Raw genomic sequence first — 15044 nt, 5'->3', positions numbered from 1 at the left:
CTTACATGCGCCCCTGTTTTTTCATCTGCCAGATCAAGCCATCCACAATATCCTGGCGCTCGATTTGCCGCGCCATGTCTATCGCGTTCATGCCTTGCTGATTGCGGCGCAAAGGATCGGCTCCGGCGTCCAGCAGGACTTTGACGGCTTGAATCTGCCCGGCGTAGGCGGCCAACATGATGGCCGTGCTGCCATTCGGGGCCGGCGCTTCCAATTCCGCTTGTTGCTTGAGCAGAAATTGCAGCGCCTCGGCGTGACCGCCAAACGCCGCATAGTGCAGCGGAGTCCAGCCGCTGCGATTGAGCTTGGCCCCTTTGGCCAGCAGCGCGCGCATGAATTCCACCTGTCCCTTAAACGCGGCCAGCATTATGGCCGTGTCGCCATTTTTGGCTTGGCGCTCGATTTCAATGCCCGGGCTGTCCAACAGCAAGGCCAGCACACGCGGCGCTTCTTCCCGCACGGCCAGCATTAACACGGTTTCGCCACGCTCATTGGCGATCAGATTCGGATCAATGCCCAGCGCTAACACGCGCCGGGCTTCGCTCACATTGTCCACTTTGGCGGCGCGAATCAAGGCCGTCTCCTGCTCTTCGCGCGTCTCCGGCGCCGGGTCGTCATTGCGCTGGACGGCGGGTGCGGCATGCGCTGCCTGCCAGCCAGGGGTCAGCAGCGGCAGGCACAGCGTGAGGATCAACAAGAGATTAGCGCGCCGCATCGGCATGCTCCTTGGCATGGGCAAACAGGGTGAAAAAATTATCCGTGGTGCGGCGGGCGAATTCTTCCAGCGGCATGCCTTTCAAGTCGGCCAGATATTGCGCCACATGGCTGACATAGGCCGGCTCATTGATTTTGCCGCGATGCGGAACCGGGGCCAGGTAGGGCGCATCGGTTTCAATCAAGATGCGCGAGACATCCACCGCCGCCGCCACTTCCTGCAGCGCTTTGGCGTTTTTAAAAGTGACAATGCCGGAGAAGGAAATATAAAAGCCCATTTCCTGCGCCGCTTCAGCCACCGCCAGGCTTTCGGTAAAGCAGTGCATGACGCCGCCCGCGCCGCCATCCTGCACGGCGGCGCCGGCTTCGCGCATGATGCGCAAGGTGTCATCCGCCGCTGCGCGGGTGTGGATGATGAGCGGCTTGCCGCAGGCGCGCGAGGCGGCGATATGGGTGCGAAAGCGCGCGCGCTGCCATTCCAAGTCGCCTTCTAAGCGGTAGTAATCCAAGCCGGTTTCGCCAATCGCCACCACTTTCGGGTGATTGGCCAATTGCAATAACAGCGCTTCTGTCGGCTCTTCGGTGTCGGGATAATCGGGATGCACGCCGACCGAGGCCCAAATGTGCGGATATTGCTCAGCCAGCGCCATGACTTGCGGCAAAGTGGGTAAATCCACACTGACGCAGAGCGCATGCCGCACCTGTTTTTGCCGCATATTCTCAAGCAGCTCGGGCATGCGCTGGGCCAGTTCGGGGAAGTTGATATGGCAGTGAGAGTCAACAAACATAATTTCATTCAAAAGATAAAACAGCAAGGCAGGCAGCCGCCCGGGACGGCGGGAAAACGCGCACTAGGCGCTCTTTTACGCATCCAGCTTACGTCCCAGAATCAATAAATCGCGCGCCACGCCATCCAAAATGGCCACGCCGGGCAAGGCGCCCCAGGTGTGAAAACCGGCGGCCTCAAACAGGCGCAGGCTGGGCGCATTGTGGCCAAAGATAAAGCCGAGCAGGCTGTGCAGACCCAGTGCGGGTGCGGCCTGAATTGCGGCATCGAGCAAGGCGCGGCCCAAACCGCGCCCGCGCGCCTGCGGCGCCAGATAAATCGAAACTTCGGCGCAGCCGGCATACGCCGGACGGCCATAAAAGCTGGAAAAAGACAGCCAGCCATCCAGCTCGCCGGGGCGGCTGCCATCCACCACCCACAAGGGGCGCGGCGGCTGCATGTCGGGGTGATGCGCCTCAAACCAGGCCTGACGGCTGGCCACGCTCACCGCTTCGGTATCCGCTGTCACCATGCGCGAGGCGATGGTGGAATTGTAAATCGCAACAATTTGCGGCAAGTCTTCGGGCCGCGCCAAACGGTAAGTCAACATGCCGGCGCTCACAGGGTGTGGGTGGCGCGGGTCGAGCGCAGCGCTGCGCCCAATAATTCTTCGATGCGCAATTTCACGCGCTGCCCGCTTTCATCATCGGGAAAATGCACGCCTATGCCCTGCGCCTTGTTATTGGCTGCGCCCATGGGGGTGATCCAGGCCACTTTGCCGGCGATCGGGTATTTATTCGGGTCGTCCATCAGGGCCAGAATCAGATAAATCTCATCGCCCAGTTTGTAAGGTTTATTGGTGGGAACGAAGATGCCGCCGTTTTTCAGATAGGGCATGTAGGCGGCGTACAGCGCCGCTTTTTCTTTGATCGCCAGTGATAACACTGACGGCCGCGCCACCGGTGCGCCGGCGGCTGTGGGGTTTGGAGTGCTCATAGTCTTCCTGTGATTGCCTTGGACTTAAGCGGTTTTCTTCAGACAGCTCTGATATTCCAGCAACATATCCTCAATAAACAACTTCGGCGCCAAGGGGTGTTCTGCAATCAGGCGGCGCTCTTTGCAGGCTTTGAGCGCCGCCGTGATTTGTTGCGGCGTCACACGCGCGGCCAGCGCTTCGAGCTGGCTGCGGTGGCGCGGGTAATACCGCAATTGCTGCGCCAACTTTAACGATAACATATCGTACAACCAGCGTTGCATCCAGGACAAGAGTTGCAGGGGCGCGGTTTTTTGCAGTTTGTCAGCGGTGCGCAACGCGCCTTCCGTGCCGGGCGCGGCTAAATGCGATAACCACAGATCAAGTTCTTCCCCCCTGCCCTGCTGCGCCATCTCGCGCGCGGCCAGCGGCGCGCCGCCCTGGCTGGCGAGCCAGACTTCCGCTTCAGGCACGCCCTGCGCTTGCAGCCAGGCCAGCGCCTGGGCCGGGGTCGGGGCCGGCAGGGCCAGCTTGCGGCAGCGCGATAAAATCGTCGGCAGCAGGCGGTCCAGACTGTCCGCCACCAGAATAAACAGGGTCGAAGGCGGCGGTTCTTCCAAGGTCTTGAGCAAGGCGTTTGAAGAGGCCAGGTTCAAGCTTTGCGCCGGATACAGCAAAATGATGCGCAGACCGCGTCGGTGGGTGGAAAGGTTGATGAAGTCGGCCAGCTCGCGCACCTGATCAATGCGGATTTCCTTGCTGCCTTCTTTACCTTCTTTGCCCTCGGTTTTGGCGTCGCCCTTGGCTTGCGCTTGCGCTTCAAAACTCTCCGGGCGCAGCAGGCGGAAATCGGGATGGTTGCCTTGCAAATACCAGGTGCAGGAGGGGCACACGCCGCAGGCTTGCGCCAGCGGGCTGCGGTTTTCGCACAGCAAGGCTTGCGCTAAACGCTCGCCAAACACGGTTTTGCCGCTGCCCGCCGGGCCATATGCGAGCAAGGCATGCGGCAGATTGGCGCGTTGCTGCAGCAAACTTTCAAACACCGGCAGATGCCAGGCGAACATCGGCTCAGCGCCTGGCCGGCTGGCGGCCAGGCCGTCTTCATTCGCTTCTTTTTTGGGCGCGCGGGTGGCCATCAGCAGCGCGCCCCATGCAAAAAGTCTTGCAAAATCTGCTGCAATTGCGCTTGCAGTTCTGCAATGCTGTGACGTGCGTCCAGCAGGCGGTAACGCTGCGGATTGGCGGCGGCCAGCTGTAAATAATATTGCCGCACGCGGGCGTGAAAATCGGCTTGTTCCTGTTCAAATTTGTCCAGCTCGCGGCTGCTGCCGATGCGCGCCTGCGCCACTTCCAGCGGCACATCAAACAGCAGCGTCAAATCGGGCTGCACCGGGCCGATGGCGATCTGCTGCAATTGCGCAAGCTCAGCGTCCGGCATGGCGCGCCCGCCGCCCTGATACGCCAGACTGGAATCGGTGAAGCGGTCACACAGCACCCAGGCCCCGCGCGCCAATGCCGGCGCAATCACCTGCAGATAATTTTCACGGCGCGCGGCAAACATCAGCATGGCCTCGGTTTGCGCAGACATGGTTTGACTGAGCAGAATCGCGCGCAGAGTTTCGCCCAGGGGCGTGCCGCCCGGCTCGCGGGTTTGCACCACTTCCAGCCCGGCTTGCGTGAGCAAGCTGCGGATAAAGGGCAGATGGGTGGATTTGCCGGCCCCGTCTATGCCCTCCATGCTGATAAAACGCGGCTGATAAGTGATTGTGCTCATGGTTGATTGCGCTGATATTTATTGACGGCGCGGTTATGCTCGTCCAGGGTGGAGGAAAATTTGCTGCTGCCATCGCCACGGGCGACAAAGTACAGTGATTCGGTTTTGGCCGGGGCCAGCGCGGCGGCCAAAGATTCCGCGCCGGGCAGCGCAATCGGCGATGGCGGCAAGCCAGCTCTGGTGTAGGTATTGTAAGGCGTGTCGGTTTCCAGGTCGCGCTTATAAATCTTACCCTGGTATTTTTCGCCCATGCCGTAAATCACGGTGGGATCGGTTTGCAGCAGCATGCCAAGGCGCAGCCGGTTGACAAACACGCCGGCGATTTCTGCGCGCTCACTCCTTTGGCCGGTCTCTTTTTCCACAATCGAGGCCATGATCAAGGCTTGATAGGGACTTTTATAGGGCAGATCTTTGGCCCGCTTATCCCACTGCTCGCCTAAGCGGCGCATCAGAGCGGCATGCGCCTGACGATAAATTTGCATATCGCTGGCGCCCTTGGCGAATAAATAGGTGTCAGGGAAAAACAGACCTTCGGCCAGTTTGTAATCAATCTCCAGCTTTTGCAAAAGCGCCGCATCGCTCAACTCGCGCGTATCGTGTTTCAGGGCAGGATGGGCGGCAATCGCTTCGCGCATCTGGCGGAAAGTCCAGCCTTCGATAATCACCAGGCTCTCTTGTGCGAATTCGCCGCGCACCAGTTGATTGAGCAAGCCGGCCGGCGTGGTTCCGGGCTTGAGTTCATAGGTTCCTGCTTTGATGCGGCCGCCCTTGTCGCTCAAGCGCGCCAGCAGGCCCAGCATCGCGGCTTGCACCGGCACGCCGGCGCTTTGGATTTGCTGCATGGCCGCAGGCAGACTGCTGCCCGGTTTGATGGTGAATTCAATCGGTGCGCCTTGCTCCAGTATGGGCTGTTGCGCCCACCATGCAAAGCCGGCGCCAAGCGCGCCGGTAAGCAGCAAGAGGCTGAGCAGCAGTGCAAAAAATTTCTTCATTCCGTCCTGATCTATGGATTTTAGGGCTGACGCAAAAAATTGTCCCGGCAAGGCAGCTCGTCAGCCCTGTATTTGGTGCGTGTCCTGCAGAGCTTTAGCAGCAACCTTATAATGGCATCGCACCATGCTATGCCCCCGGCGGGCGTAATGATAACCCAAGCCACACACACATTCTATGAACCAGAGTTCCATCATGCAGGGCTGCCCTGATTTGCAGCAATTATCACAAGGCGCGATTTGCGATGGCATGGCCTTGACCGTGCTCGACGCTCACGGCCCGGAAGCCGCTGATTTTCTGCATAAGCAATTAACCCAGGATGTTTTGCATCTGCAAGCCGATGAGGTGCGCTACGCGGGATATTGCAATAACAAAGGCCGGCTGCAGGCGATTATGCTGGTCTGGCGCGCCGGGCCTGAGCACATCCGCCTGCTGTGCCCGGCGCAATTGGCGCCCGGCTTGCATAAGCGCTTGTCGATGTTTATTTTGCGCGCCAAGGTCAAACTCAGTATCAGCGATTTGCAAGTGCTGCGCTTGTGCGGCGCGGGCAGCGACGGCGCCAGCGGCATCGCGCCGTTGCGCCACGCCCAAGCCCACAATCTGTGCGTGCTGCGCTTGCCTGACAGCTGCGGCATTGCGCGCCATCTGTGGCTGGCGCCGCGTGAAAGCACGCTGCCGGCCAGCCTGCCGCAACAGCCGGCAGCCGGCGGCGACTGGCTGGATGTGCGCAGCGGCATGGCCTGGATTACGGAAGCGACCTTTGAAGCTTTTGTGCCGCAGATGGTGAATCTGGAAGTGCTTGGCGGGGTGAATTTCAAAAAAGGTTGCTACCCCGGCCAGGAAGTGGTGGCGCGCAGCCAGTATCTGGGCAAACTCAAGCGCCGCATGTTTTTAGCACATAGCGCGCTTGACGCTTTGCCCGCCGGGGTGGAAGTGTTTGGCGCAGAAGACCCGGAGCAGGCTTGCGGCCAGCTGGTGTTAAGCGCGCCAGCTCCTGAGGGCGGCGTGGATTGCCTGATTGAATTGAAGACCGCATTCAGCGGCGACCAATTAAGCGCCGGCGGCGCGGCGTTGCGCCTGCTGGAATTGCCTTACCAGATTCCGGTGCAGGAATAAGCACATGCACACCTGGTATCAGTATTACAAGCTGGAAGCCAGCCAGCTGGAACGCGCGCAACTGGGTTTTGCGCAGATGCGCGCGCATCTGGCCAAGCTGGGATTTTATGGTGAATTGCAGTTAAAGCAGGATGCGGCTGAGCAATTGACGTTGCTGGAAGTCTGGCGCATGTTGGATGTGTGCAAGCTGGACCCCGGCCATGTGCCGGAGCTGTTGCAAGTGAGCGCCGCCGCCAGCGGTCTGGATTTGTTTGGCGTGCGGCACATTGAGCATTTTGTCAGCCTGGAGTGCGCGCCATGTGTTTGATCGTTCTGGCTTGGCAAATGGTGCCTTGCGCGCCGCTGATTGCAGCGGCCAACCGCGATGAGTTTTACGCCCGTCCGGCCAGCCCTGCGGCCTGGTGGGAAAACCATCCGCATGTCTTGGCCGGTCGCGATTTGCAAGGCGGCGGCACTTGGCTTGGCGTCTCCAAGAGCGGCCCGCGCGGCCAGCGTTTCGCCGCCCTGACTGCGGTGCGCAGCGGCGCGCCGAAGCGCCCGGAAGCACCCACGCGCGGCGAATTGGTGGCGGATTTTCTGTGCGATGACACAATCACGCCGGAGCGCTATCTGGCCTTGGTGCAAGCCAAGGCGGATGCGTATGAAGGTTTTAATTTATTGCTGGCCGACCGCGAACAATTGATCTGGTTTTCCAACCGCAGCGATGATGCGCGCAACGGCCAGCCGCTCGCGCCGGGGATTTACGGCCTATCGAATGCCGCCTTAGACACGGCCTGGCCGAAAGTGGTCAAAACCAAGGCCCAATTCGGCAGCCTGATTTGCCAGCGCGCGCCGGCGGATGCATATTTTGAGATGCTGGCCGACACCGCACGCGCGCCCGATTTCCGCCTGCCTGACACCGGCGTGCCGCTCGAATGGGAACGCATGCTCTCGCCTGTGTGCATTGAATCCGGCAGCTATGGCACGCGGGTATCCAGCGTGGCGAAATTAAACCGGGATCAGGATCCTTGTCTGGTGGAGCGGCTGGTGCGCTGAGGCGGATGAATTCAGAGGCTGCGCAAACAACTTCATGCTGCCGGCGGTGCTGGCGCATGATGTACATGGATTTCATTTTCCATATAAATAATACATGCACTTTTGCTTAACATGCATCACCAGCGTCACCGGCCCGCTGCATCACTCCCCTTTTGACTGATTGCGGCATCCAGCTCAGGCATCGGGGAATTCTGCCATTACCAGAGCACAAGCCAGCTGGCGATTATGCTCTGCATTATGCACAATCGCCGCAGAAAGATTTACTCCGTATCGCTTGCTTTTCCCGCACTAAACACATGCTGCATTTCCACATGCGCAATCCCGGCTTCTTCAAATTCCTGCAGCGGGGTGCGGTCAAAGCCGTGTTGGGTGTAGAAATTTTGCACTGTGGTTTGCGCATTCAAGACCACGCGGCCATGGCCGCGCTGCTGTGCGTGTTGCATCAGGCTGCGCAGGATGATGCCGCCAATGCCGCGCCCGCGCGCTTCCGGCAGCACCGCCATACGGCCAATATGGCCGTCCGGCAGCAGGCGGCCTGTACCTAAAGCGGCGCCGCTTTTCACGTCATACGCCACCGCGTGCAAGCAATAGGGGTCCATTTGATCTTGCTCGATTTCATCCGGCACATGCTGTTCTTCCACGAACACCGCATGGCGGATCAAGTGGGCGTCATCGGCTAAAGTCGCCCAGTCGCCAATTTCGACCCGCACCGGGCCATCGACGCTTGTATGAATGTCGGCTGGCATTGTTGTTGTTCTTTCCAGAAAAAGCGGGCTTGCGCCCGGGGTTGCACAAAAGAGCTTGTTCAGATCAGAAAAAGTGCTGCCATTCTTCCATCCAGGCCGGGAAGGCCTTGGCTTCCAGCGGCTTGGCGATGTAAAAACCTTGCGCGCAGGTGCAGCCCATGCCTTGCAAAAAGTCCCAATCCTGTTTGGTTTCGACCCCGACCGCGACCGAAAAACGGTTTAAGCTGCGCGACAGCGATAAACAGGAATTCAAGACGATGCCCAGCGCCTCATTTTGCGCTGCGCCCGCCACAAAGCTGCGTTCGATCTTGAGTTCGGAGAAAGGAATGCGCGCCAACATCTGGATATTCGAGTTGCCGGTGCCATAGTCGTCCACCGAGAGACCGAAGCCCTTCATGCGCAAGCGCGTTAAGGTTTCCCAGAATTGCGGATCTGTGGCCAGCACGGCGGATTCGGTGATTTCGAGTATCACATATTCCGGCTCCAGACCGTAGCGCTGCGCGCATTCGATCATGCGGTCGGTGAAGACCGGGTTGGCCAGGGTGGAGACGGAAATATTCAAAGACACCGCGACCGGGAATTCCTGATCATGCCAGGAGCGGCAGGCCGCCACCGCTTTTTCGATCATGACCCAGTTCAGGGTGTCAATCACGCCATGCTGCTCTAATACCGGGAGAAAGGCGGAGGGCGGCAAAATGCCGTGCTGCGGGTGCCGCCAGCGCGCAAACGCTTCCGCCCCCTTGATATAGCCGGTTTTGAGTTCGACTTTGGGTTGAAAGAAAGGCTCGAATTGGTTTTCACGCAAGCCTTCCTCAATTTCTTCCAGTGAAAACACGGGCGGACGGACGCGCCCTTTGTCTTTGCTGCGCGAGGAGCTCAGATAGTCGCGCAACAGCGCTTGCAAATGCTCCGGCGTGACCGGCTTTTCGATGGTGCCCAGCACATCGATGCCATACGCCTTGGACATGGTTTCGACTGAAAACAGGAGGGAGCGGTCGTGTGCGGTGACTAAAATAATGGTGGCGTGGATATCGGCTTTGGCCAGGTGGCGGATCAATTCCATGCCATCCATTTGCGGCATGTTCAAATCAATCAGGCCGATGTCGATGGCTTCCCGATCCTGGTCCTGGAATACGGCCAGCGCTTCCTGGCCGTCGGCCACTTCGGTGACATGTTGCGCCCCCAGTTTTTTGAGCTGCGTGGCCAAGGCCCAGCTTTGCACCGGATCATCTTCCGCAACCAGAAAATTCACATCGGCAATTTGCATCTTGTATCCTCTCGTCCGCGATTGGCCGCCGGCGCTTGTGCGCTGCCGGCGCGCCTTCATTATGCTTCATTCGCATCGGTCATGCTATCTGCATGACAGGCTTTTTGACGCTTTTCAGCGCTGTTGCGCCATGATTCTTTGGCGCATTTGCTCAAACAGGCACACCGCCGCACACGCCGCCACATTCAAAGACTCGATTTTACCAAGATGTGGCAGCGCAAGGCGTAAATTGGCGCGCTGCAGCAATACAGATGATACACCTTGTCCTTCATTACCGAACAGCCAAATTCGCGGGGAACGTAAATCCGCCTCGAAAACCGTCTCTTGCACATGTGAACTGGTGGCGATAACGGGGATTCCGGCATGCGCCAAGAGTTGCGTCAAGTCCAGTTGTTCATGGATGCGCAAGACAAAATGTGCGCCCATGCCGGCGCGCAGCACTTTGGGCGACCAGCATTGCGCGCTGCCGGCGCCGCAAAACACATCACGGATGCCAGCCGCTGCCGCACTGCGCAAAATCGAGCCGAGATTGCCCGGATCCTGCACGGCATCCAGCACCACCGCATCGTCGGTGATGCGCTCTGGCAAGCGCGGGCGGGGAACAGGCAGCAGGCACAACACCCCTACCCCGTTTTCCAGACTGCTGAGGTCGGCAAACAGTTTGTCAGCTAATTGCAACATGGCAACCTTGGCGGGATCGATGGCGCGCAACAGGGCTTGCACTTCGGGGTGCGCCAAGGCGCTGTCAGACAGCACGCACATCTGCGGCTGTATGCCCTGCTCTAACATGGCCTGGCATAAGTGGATGCCTTCGGCTGCCGCCAGATCGCCGCGTTTTTTGGCGCTGGCCGGGCCGCACAGCAGTTTCAGCTGTTTGTATTGCGGATTGTCGCGTGAGCTGATGTGCTTCATAGACCCTCTCAGATGACGGCCGGCGCAGCGTCAATCTGCGGCGTTAATTCGCGCGCTTGCAGGCTGGCGGCGACCGGCGCAAAACTCTTGCGGTGCGCCTCGCATGGGCCGTGTGCGCTCAAGCGCTCCAGATGCAAGGCGGTGCCATAGCCTTTGTGTTGATCAAAGGCATATTGCGGATAGATGGCGTGCAAACGCAGCATGTCCGCGTCACGCACGGTTTTGGCCAGAATCGAGGCGGCGGAAATGGCTTCGATTTTATCGTCGCCCTTGACAATCGCTTCCACCGGCATCGGCAACACCGGGCGGCGGTTGCCGTCCACCAGCACCATCACCGGCGTGAGCGTAAGCGCGGCCACAGCGCGCTGCATCGCCAGCATGCTGGCGTGCAGAATATTGAGTTGATCCACTTCTTCCACCGAGGCTTGGGCCACGGCCCAGGCCAGGGCTTGTTCTTGAATTTGCAGGGCCAGCGCGTCGCGCTTGGCTTCGCTTAATTTTTTGGAGTCGCGCAACCCTGCGATCGGGCGCGCCGGATCGAGGATGACGGCGGCGGCAAAAACCGCGCCGGCCAGCGGGCCGCGTCCGGCCTCATCCACGCCGCACAATAAATCGGGAAACACGGGGATTTCATCAAACAGGGAAAAATTCACAATGCTTTTACCATCGTCAGGTGGCCGGGGTTTATGCGCCGGCCTTGATCACTTGCAACACGGCACGGCTGGCTTCCTGCGCGCTGTCGCGCAAGAGGCTGTGGTGCATGTCGAGAAAACGCTTTTGCAGCGGGGCGGCGTCGCGCGCCAATTGCGCGCTCAAGGCGTCGGCCAGGGCTTGCGGGGTGGCGGCGTGCTGCAGCAGTTCGGGCACAAGGAATTCACGCGCCAGGATATTCGGCAGGCCGATCCAGGGTTGATATCCCATGTGTTTTAAGATATGCCAGGAGGCGGCCATCATTTTGTAGGCAATCACCATCGGCTTTTTGTGCAAGGCCACTTCGAGGGTGGCGGTGCCGGAGGCGACCAAGACCACATCGGCTGCCGCCATCGCATCATATGAGCCGCCGATCACAATCTGCAGGCCATCTGCCGATACGCCGGCCTGGGCCAGCAGTGCGCGCAGATAATCGGCATGCGCGGCGGACACCAGCGGCAAAACGATTTGCAAGCCCGGCGCGCGTTTGGCCAGTAAATGCGCAGCGGCGACGAAGGCGGCGCTATTGTATTTGAGTTCGGACATGCGGCTGCCGGGCAACACGGTGAGCACCGGGGCCGCCGCGTGCAAGCCCAGGCGGGTGCGCGCCGCCGCCAGATCCGGGGCCAGGGCAATCACTTGCGCCAGCGGATGCCCGACATAGGTGGCGGGGATGCCGGCGGCTTGATAGATTTCCGGCTCAAAAGGAAACACCACCAGCATATGCGAGACCGCACGTTTGATTTTTTTGATGCGCCCGCCGCGCCAGGCCCAGATCGAGGGGCCGATATAGTGCATGGTGGGAATGCCGGCGGCGCGCAAGGCGGCTTCCAGCCCCAGATTGAAATCAGGCGCATCGACGCCGATAAATACGGCCGGTTTTTCTTGCAGCAGCTGGGCGCGCAAGGCGTTTTGTATGCCTTTGATCTCGCGATAATGCGCCAGCACTTCAAACAGGCCGCGCACTGACAGCTTTTCCATCGGAAAGTCGCTGCGAAACCCGAGTTCCTGCATTTTCGGCCCGCCAATGCCATGCGTGACGGCTTGCGGCGCGGCGACACGCAAGCCGCTTAACAGGCGCGCGGCCAGCAAATCGCCGGACGCCTCGCCCGCCACCATGGCGATTTGCAATGCCTGGCTGTCAGCGCACGATGCCACGTTGCGAGCGTTCCAAAAAATCATGCACCAGGGCAATCCATTGCTGGCTGTGGGCCTGTTGCGCGGCCAGTTCCTGCAGCGCGCGCAATGCCTGTTCGCGCGTCAAACCGGATTTGTAGATCAGTTTATACGCCTGGCGCAGCGCGCTGATTTGCTCGCGCGCAAAACCGCGCCGCTTCAAACCTTCGCTGTTGATGCCATGCGCTGCGGCTGGATTGCCGGAAGTCACCACAAACGGCGGCACGTCCTGCGTTAAGCAGGAGCCCATGCCGGTCATGGCGTGGGGGCCGATTTTGCAAAATTGATGGATGTGGGTGAAGCCACCCAAAATCACCCAGTCGCCCACTTCGACATGGCCGGCCAATTGCGCATTGTTGGCGAAGATAATGTTGTTGCCGATCTGGCAGTCATGCGCCAGATGAACATACGCCATCACCCAGTTGTCATTGCCCAGACGGGTGACGCCGCCATCTTGCACCGTGCCCAGATTGAAGGTGCAAAATTCGCGCACGGTGTTGCGGTCGCCGATTTCCAGGCGGGTCGGTTCGCCCTTGTATTTCTTGTCCTGCGGCGCGGCGCCGATGGAGGAAAACTGGAAAAAACGGTTGTGCTGGCCAATCGTGGTGTGGCCTTCAATCACGACATGCGGGCCAACCTCGGTGTGGGCGCCGATGCTGACATGCGGTCCGATGATGGAATACGCGCCAATCGACACGCCCTCTCCCAGCTCAGCCGCCGGATCAACCAGTGCGGTGGGATGGATCTGCGTCATGCATTCCCCGCCGCGTTCTGGCTCGGATCGTCTGCGCTTCTGATGGTGCACATCAATTCAGCTTCCACCGCCACCTGGCCGTCCACTGAACCGACCGCCTTGTATTTCCAAATGCCGCGCGCCACGCGCACAATTTCCACATCCATTTTCAGCTGGTCGCCAGGCACTACCGGGCGCTTAAAGCGCGCGCCGTCAATCCCTAAAAAGTACACAACGGAATTTTCATCGGCGGAAATATTGGCTGATGCGAAGGAGAGCAGCGCAGCGGTTTGCGCCAGCGCTTCAATCATCAGCACGCCCGGCATTACCGGCTTGTGCGGGAAATGGCCATTGAAAAATTCTTCATTGGCCGAGACGTTTTTCAAGGCCGTGATGCGTTTGCCCGGCTCCATATCCAACACTCTGTCAACCAACAGAATCGGATAGCGGTGCGGCAACAATTTTTTGATTTGCTGAATATCGAGACTGTTCATGATGGATTCTGTGGGTTGAGAGACTTCAATTGTTTTTCAAGCGCGCGGATTTTCTCACGTAAGGACGCCAAATTGCGCACCACCGCCGCACTTTTTTCCCATTCGCTGTTTTTCGCCAGCGGGTACAGCCCGGTATATTGGCCCGGCTCATGAATTGAGCGCGTGACCATGCTGCCGGAGGAAATATGCACGCGGTCGGCGATTTCCAGATGTCCCAGCACCATGGCCGCGCCGCCGAAGGTGCAATGGCTGCCAATCACGGCGGAACCGGCTACGCCGACGCAACCGGCCATCGCGGTATGTGCGCCGATTTTACAGTTATGACCGATCTGGATTTGATTATCCAGCTTGACGCCATTGCTGATGATGGTGTCATCCAGTGCACCGCGGTCGATACAGGTATTGGCGCCGATGTCCACATCGTCGCCGATCACGACCCGCCCGGTCTGGGCGATTTTGACCCAGGCTCCGGCGTCATTGGCAAAGCCGAAGCCGTCCGCCCCGATCACGCTGCCGGCATGCAGGGTGCAGCGCGCGCCGATCACACAGCCGGCATACACCACCACGCGCGGAAAAATATGCGTATCCGGGCCGATTTCAACCCCGGCCCCGATCACGCAGGCGGCGTCAATCCGCACCCGCGCGCCGATTTTCACCCCGTCTTCAAGCACCACTTGCGGCCCGATTTGCGCGCTCGGATCAATTTCCACATCCTGCCCCAGCACAGCGCTGGGGGCGACGCCGGCGCGCAGCGGCGCGGGCGGCGCAAAATATTGCGACAGCCAGGCGTAATACAGATAGGGATTCGGATGCAAGATCAAGGCCCCGCCATAGCCTTGCAATTCCTGCTGCATAGCCGGCGGCGCAATCAAGGCGGCGGCTTGCGAGCTGGCCGCCTTGTGCTTGAATCGGGGATTGGATAAAAAACTGATCTGCGCCGGCCCGGCTGACTCCAGCGGCGCCACGCCAGCCACTTCCAGTTCCGGCGCGCCATGCAATTCACCGCCGAAGCGCGCCACCAATTGCGCTAAGGTGGCGCGCATACGTTCTGCCTGCATCACTTGTTCAGAATGGACAACACCTTGTCGGTGATATCCACACGCGGGCCGGCATGCACGGCTTCTTGCAGAATCAGATCATATTTTTCTTTTTCCGCAATCTGCTTGATCACTTTATTGGCGCGCTCGGACACGGCGGCGATTTCCTCATTGCGGCGCTGCGCCAGATCTTCGCGGAATTCGCGGTTTTTACGCTGGATTTCCTTGTCCAGATCAGCCAATTCACGCTGACGGCGCACGCGCTCGGATTCTGAGAGCACCGGCATGTCTTTATCGAGCTTGTCAGACATCACTTTCAAGCGCGCGGCCATGTCTTGCAGCTCTTTGTCACGCGGGGAAAACTCTTTTTCCAGCTTGGCGATGGCGGCCTTGGCCGGGGCGGATTCGCTGATGCGGTCAGCGCGTACAAAGCCGATCTTCAATTCCTGCGCCAGCGCCGCCGGGGTGACAAACGCGCTGGCCAGGGCCAACAGGCCCAGGCTGGCCGGGCGGATCAAAGCTGTGCTGAGTGAAGCAATGCGTGAACGTTTATGCGACTTCAACTTAATTCTCCGAAAATGTGAAATGCCTGCGGGCCGCTGCCTGTGCAGAAAGCCCGCT

At 59.5% G+C, this 15044-nt stretch carries 19 protein-coding genes; 3 read left to right on the top strand and 16 right to left on the bottom strand.

What is annotated here, in order from left to right:
* Position 1: 1 nt before the first annotated feature.
* The 7 genes from V8J88_RS07315 to mltG all read right to left on the bottom strand — a co-directional run bounded on the left by V8J88_RS07315 (position 2) and on the right by mltG (position 5219).
* Positions 2–715: an ankyrin repeat domain-containing protein gene (locus tag V8J88_RS07315; protein ID WP_338848724.1), complete on the bottom strand. Its 714-nt coding sequence runs from the start codon at positions 713–715 to the stop codon at positions 2–4.
* Positions 702–1502: a TatD family hydrolase gene (locus V8J88_RS07310; protein WP_338848722.1), complete on the bottom strand. Its 801-nt coding sequence runs from the start codon at positions 1500–1502 to the stop codon at positions 702–704. Before V8J88_RS07310 ends, V8J88_RS07315 begins: the two co-directional genes overlap by 14 nt.
* 75 nt (positions 1503–1577) lie before the next feature.
* The gene (locus V8J88_RS07305) at positions 1578–2090 is read right to left on the bottom strand and encodes an N-acetyltransferase family protein (protein ID WP_338848721.1); all 513 of its coding nucleotides are present in this window, start codon (positions 2088–2090) and stop codon (positions 1578–1580) included.
* Positions 2091–2098: 8 nt separating this feature from the next.
* Positions 2099–2476, bottom strand: coding sequence for a PilZ domain-containing protein (locus V8J88_RS07300; protein WP_338848720.1), 378 nt, complete (start codon positions 2474–2476; stop codon positions 2099–2101).
* A gap of 24 nt (positions 2477–2500) precedes the next feature.
* Positions 2501–3589 carry a DNA polymerase III subunit delta' gene (holB, locus tag V8J88_RS07295; RefSeq protein ID WP_338848718.1) on the bottom strand — a complete coding sequence of 363 codons (1089 nt, stop codon included), beginning with the start codon at positions 3587–3589 and terminating at the stop codon, positions 2501–2503.
* The gene (gene tmk, locus V8J88_RS07290; RefSeq protein ID WP_338848717.1) at positions 3589–4227 is read right to left on the bottom strand and encodes a dTMP kinase; all 639 of its coding nucleotides are present in this window, start codon (positions 4225–4227) and stop codon (positions 3589–3591) included. The genes holB and tmk overlap by 1 nt, the downstream gene beginning before the upstream one ends.
* On the bottom strand, positions 4224–5219 hold the full coding sequence (mltG, locus tag V8J88_RS07285; RefSeq protein ID WP_338848716.1) for an endolytic transglycosylase MltG: 996 nt from the start codon (positions 5217–5219) through the stop codon (positions 4224–4226). Before mltG ends, tmk begins: the two co-directional genes overlap by 4 nt.
* A gap of 175 nt (positions 5220–5394) precedes the next feature.
* On the opposite strand from mltG, the gene V8J88_RS07280 reads away from it, so the two are divergent.
* The 3 genes from V8J88_RS07280 to V8J88_RS07270 are packed head-to-tail and all read left to right on the top strand — an operon-like array spanning position 5395 to position 7368.
* Positions 5395–6333, top strand: coding sequence for a folate-binding protein (locus V8J88_RS07280; protein WP_338848715.1), 939 nt, complete (start codon positions 5395–5397; stop codon positions 6331–6333).
* 4 nt (positions 6334–6337) lie between these two features.
* Positions 6338–6640, top strand: coding sequence for a hypothetical protein (locus V8J88_RS07275; RefSeq protein ID WP_338848714.1), 303 nt, complete (start codon positions 6338–6340; stop codon positions 6638–6640).
* Positions 6631–7368 carry an NRDE family protein gene (locus tag V8J88_RS07270; RefSeq protein WP_338848712.1) on the top strand — a complete coding sequence of 246 codons (738 nt, stop codon included), beginning with the start codon at positions 6631–6633 and terminating at the stop codon, positions 7366–7368. Before V8J88_RS07275 ends, V8J88_RS07270 begins: the two co-directional genes overlap by 10 nt.
* Positions 7369–7628: 260 nt before the next feature.
* Here V8J88_RS07270 and V8J88_RS07265 read toward each other — a convergent pair whose 3' ends face one another.
* The 9 genes from V8J88_RS07265 to V8J88_RS07225 all read right to left on the bottom strand — a co-directional run bounded on the left by V8J88_RS07265 (position 7629) and on the right by V8J88_RS07225 (position 14941).
* Positions 7629–8114: a GNAT family N-acetyltransferase gene (locus V8J88_RS07265; protein ID WP_338848710.1), complete on the bottom strand. Its 486-nt coding sequence runs from the start codon at positions 8112–8114 to the stop codon at positions 7629–7631.
* A gap of 64 nt (positions 8115–8178) precedes the next feature.
* Complete coding sequence (locus V8J88_RS07260) at positions 8179–9381, bottom strand: EAL domain-containing response regulator (protein WP_338848708.1); 1203 nt, start codon at positions 9379–9381, stop codon at positions 8179–8181.
* Positions 9382–9495: 114 nt separating this feature from the next.
* Positions 9496–10293, bottom strand: coding sequence for an RNA methyltransferase (locus tag V8J88_RS07255; RefSeq protein ID WP_338848707.1), 798 nt, complete (start codon positions 10291–10293; stop codon positions 9496–9498).
* An 8-nt stretch (positions 10294–10301) separates the two neighbouring features.
* Positions 10302–10946, bottom strand: coding sequence for a ribonuclease HII (gene rnhB / locus V8J88_RS07250; protein ID WP_338848706.1), 645 nt, complete (start codon positions 10944–10946; stop codon positions 10302–10304).
* Between the two features lie 31 nt (positions 10947–10977).
* Entirely contained in the window at positions 10978–12141 is a 1164-nt protein-coding gene (lpxB, locus tag V8J88_RS07245; protein WP_338848705.1) for a lipid-A-disaccharide synthase, read from the bottom strand.
* Positions 12125–12913 carry an acyl-ACP--UDP-N-acetylglucosamine O-acyltransferase gene (lpxA, locus tag V8J88_RS07240; protein ID WP_338848704.1) on the bottom strand — a complete coding sequence of 263 codons (789 nt, stop codon included), beginning with the start codon at positions 12911–12913 and terminating at the stop codon, positions 12125–12127. Before lpxA ends, lpxB begins: the two co-directional genes overlap by 17 nt.
* Positions 12910–13386: a 3-hydroxyacyl-ACP dehydratase FabZ gene (fabZ, locus tag V8J88_RS07235; RefSeq protein WP_338848703.1), complete on the bottom strand. Its 477-nt coding sequence runs from the start codon at positions 13384–13386 to the stop codon at positions 12910–12912. Before fabZ ends, lpxA begins: the two co-directional genes overlap by 4 nt.
* On the bottom strand, positions 13383–14444 hold the full coding sequence (gene lpxD, locus V8J88_RS07230; protein WP_338848701.1) for a UDP-3-O-(3-hydroxymyristoyl)glucosamine N-acyltransferase: 1062 nt from the start codon (positions 14442–14444) through the stop codon (positions 13383–13385). Before lpxD ends, fabZ begins: the two co-directional genes overlap by 4 nt.
* On the bottom strand, positions 14444–14941 hold the full coding sequence (locus V8J88_RS07225) for an OmpH family outer membrane protein (protein WP_338849845.1): 498 nt from the start codon (positions 14939–14941) through the stop codon (positions 14444–14446). The genes lpxD and V8J88_RS07225 overlap by 1 nt, the downstream gene beginning before the upstream one ends.
* Between the last annotated feature and the right edge of the window lie 103 nt (positions 14942–15044).

Origin of the sequence: Massilia sp. W12 (assembly GCF_037300705.1) — a bacterium.
Taxonomy (GTDB): domain Bacteria; phylum Pseudomonadota; class Gammaproteobacteria; order Burkholderiales; family Burkholderiaceae_D; genus JACPVY01.
The sequence above is the reverse complement of the archived record's forward strand: the minus strand, read 5'-3'. Positions and strand labels throughout refer to the sequence as shown.

Bases quoted from the DNA above. Each gene is read 5' to 3' on its own strand.
- V8J88_RS07305 (WP_338848721.1), bottom strand. From the start codon at position 2,090: ATGTTGACTTACCGTTTGGCGCGGCCCGAAGACTTGCCGCAAATTGTT.
- mltG (WP_338848716.1), bottom strand. From the start codon at position 5,219: ATGAAGAAATTTTTTGCACTGCTGCTCAGCCTCTTGCTGCTTACCGGC.
- V8J88_RS07275 (WP_338848714.1), top strand. From the start codon at position 6,338: ATGCACACCTGGTATCAGTATTACAAGCTGGAAGCCAGCCAGCTGGAA.
- V8J88_RS07315 (WP_338848724.1), bottom strand. From the start codon at position 715: ATGCGGCGCGCTAATCTCTTGTTGATCCTCACGCTGTGCCTGCCGCTG.
- V8J88_RS07270 (WP_338848712.1), top strand. From the start codon at position 6,631: ATGTGTTTGATCGTTCTGGCTTGGCAAATGGTGCCTTGCGCGCCGCTG.
- fabZ (WP_338848703.1), bottom strand. From the start codon at position 13,386: ATGAACAGTCTCGATATTCAGCAAATCAAAAAATTGTTGCCGCACCGC.
- V8J88_RS07260 (WP_338848708.1), bottom strand. From the start codon at position 9,381: ATGCAAATTGCCGATGTGAATTTTCTGGTTGCGGAAGATGATCCGGTG.
- V8J88_RS07265 (WP_338848710.1), bottom strand. From the start codon at position 8,114: ATGCCAGCCGACATTCATACAAGCGTCGATGGCCCGGTGCGGGTCGAA.
- V8J88_RS07300 (WP_338848720.1), bottom strand. From the start codon at position 2,476: ATGAGCACTCCAAACCCCACAGCCGCCGGCGCACCGGTGGCGCGGCCG.
- holB (WP_338848718.1), bottom strand. From the start codon at position 3,589: ATGGCCACCCGCGCGCCCAAAAAAGAAGCGAATGAAGACGGCCTGGCC.
- V8J88_RS07310 (WP_338848722.1), bottom strand. From the start codon at position 1,502: ATGTTTGTTGACTCTCACTGCCATATCAACTTCCCCGAACTGGCCCAG.
- V8J88_RS07255 (WP_338848707.1), bottom strand. From the start codon at position 10,293: ATGAAGCACATCAGCTCACGCGACAATCCGCAATACAAACAGCTGAAA.
- lpxA (WP_338848704.1), bottom strand. From the start codon at position 12,913: ATGACGCAGATCCATCCCACCGCACTGGTTGATCCGGCGGCTGAGCTG.
- V8J88_RS07280 (WP_338848715.1), top strand. From the start codon at position 5,395: ATGAACCAGAGTTCCATCATGCAGGGCTGCCCTGATTTGCAGCAATTA.
- tmk (WP_338848717.1), bottom strand. From the start codon at position 4,227: ATGAGCACAATCACTTATCAGCCGCGTTTTATCAGCATGGAGGGCATA.
- lpxD (WP_338848701.1), bottom strand. From the start codon at position 14,444: ATGCAGGCAGAACGTATGCGCGCCACCTTAGCGCAATTGGTGGCGCGC.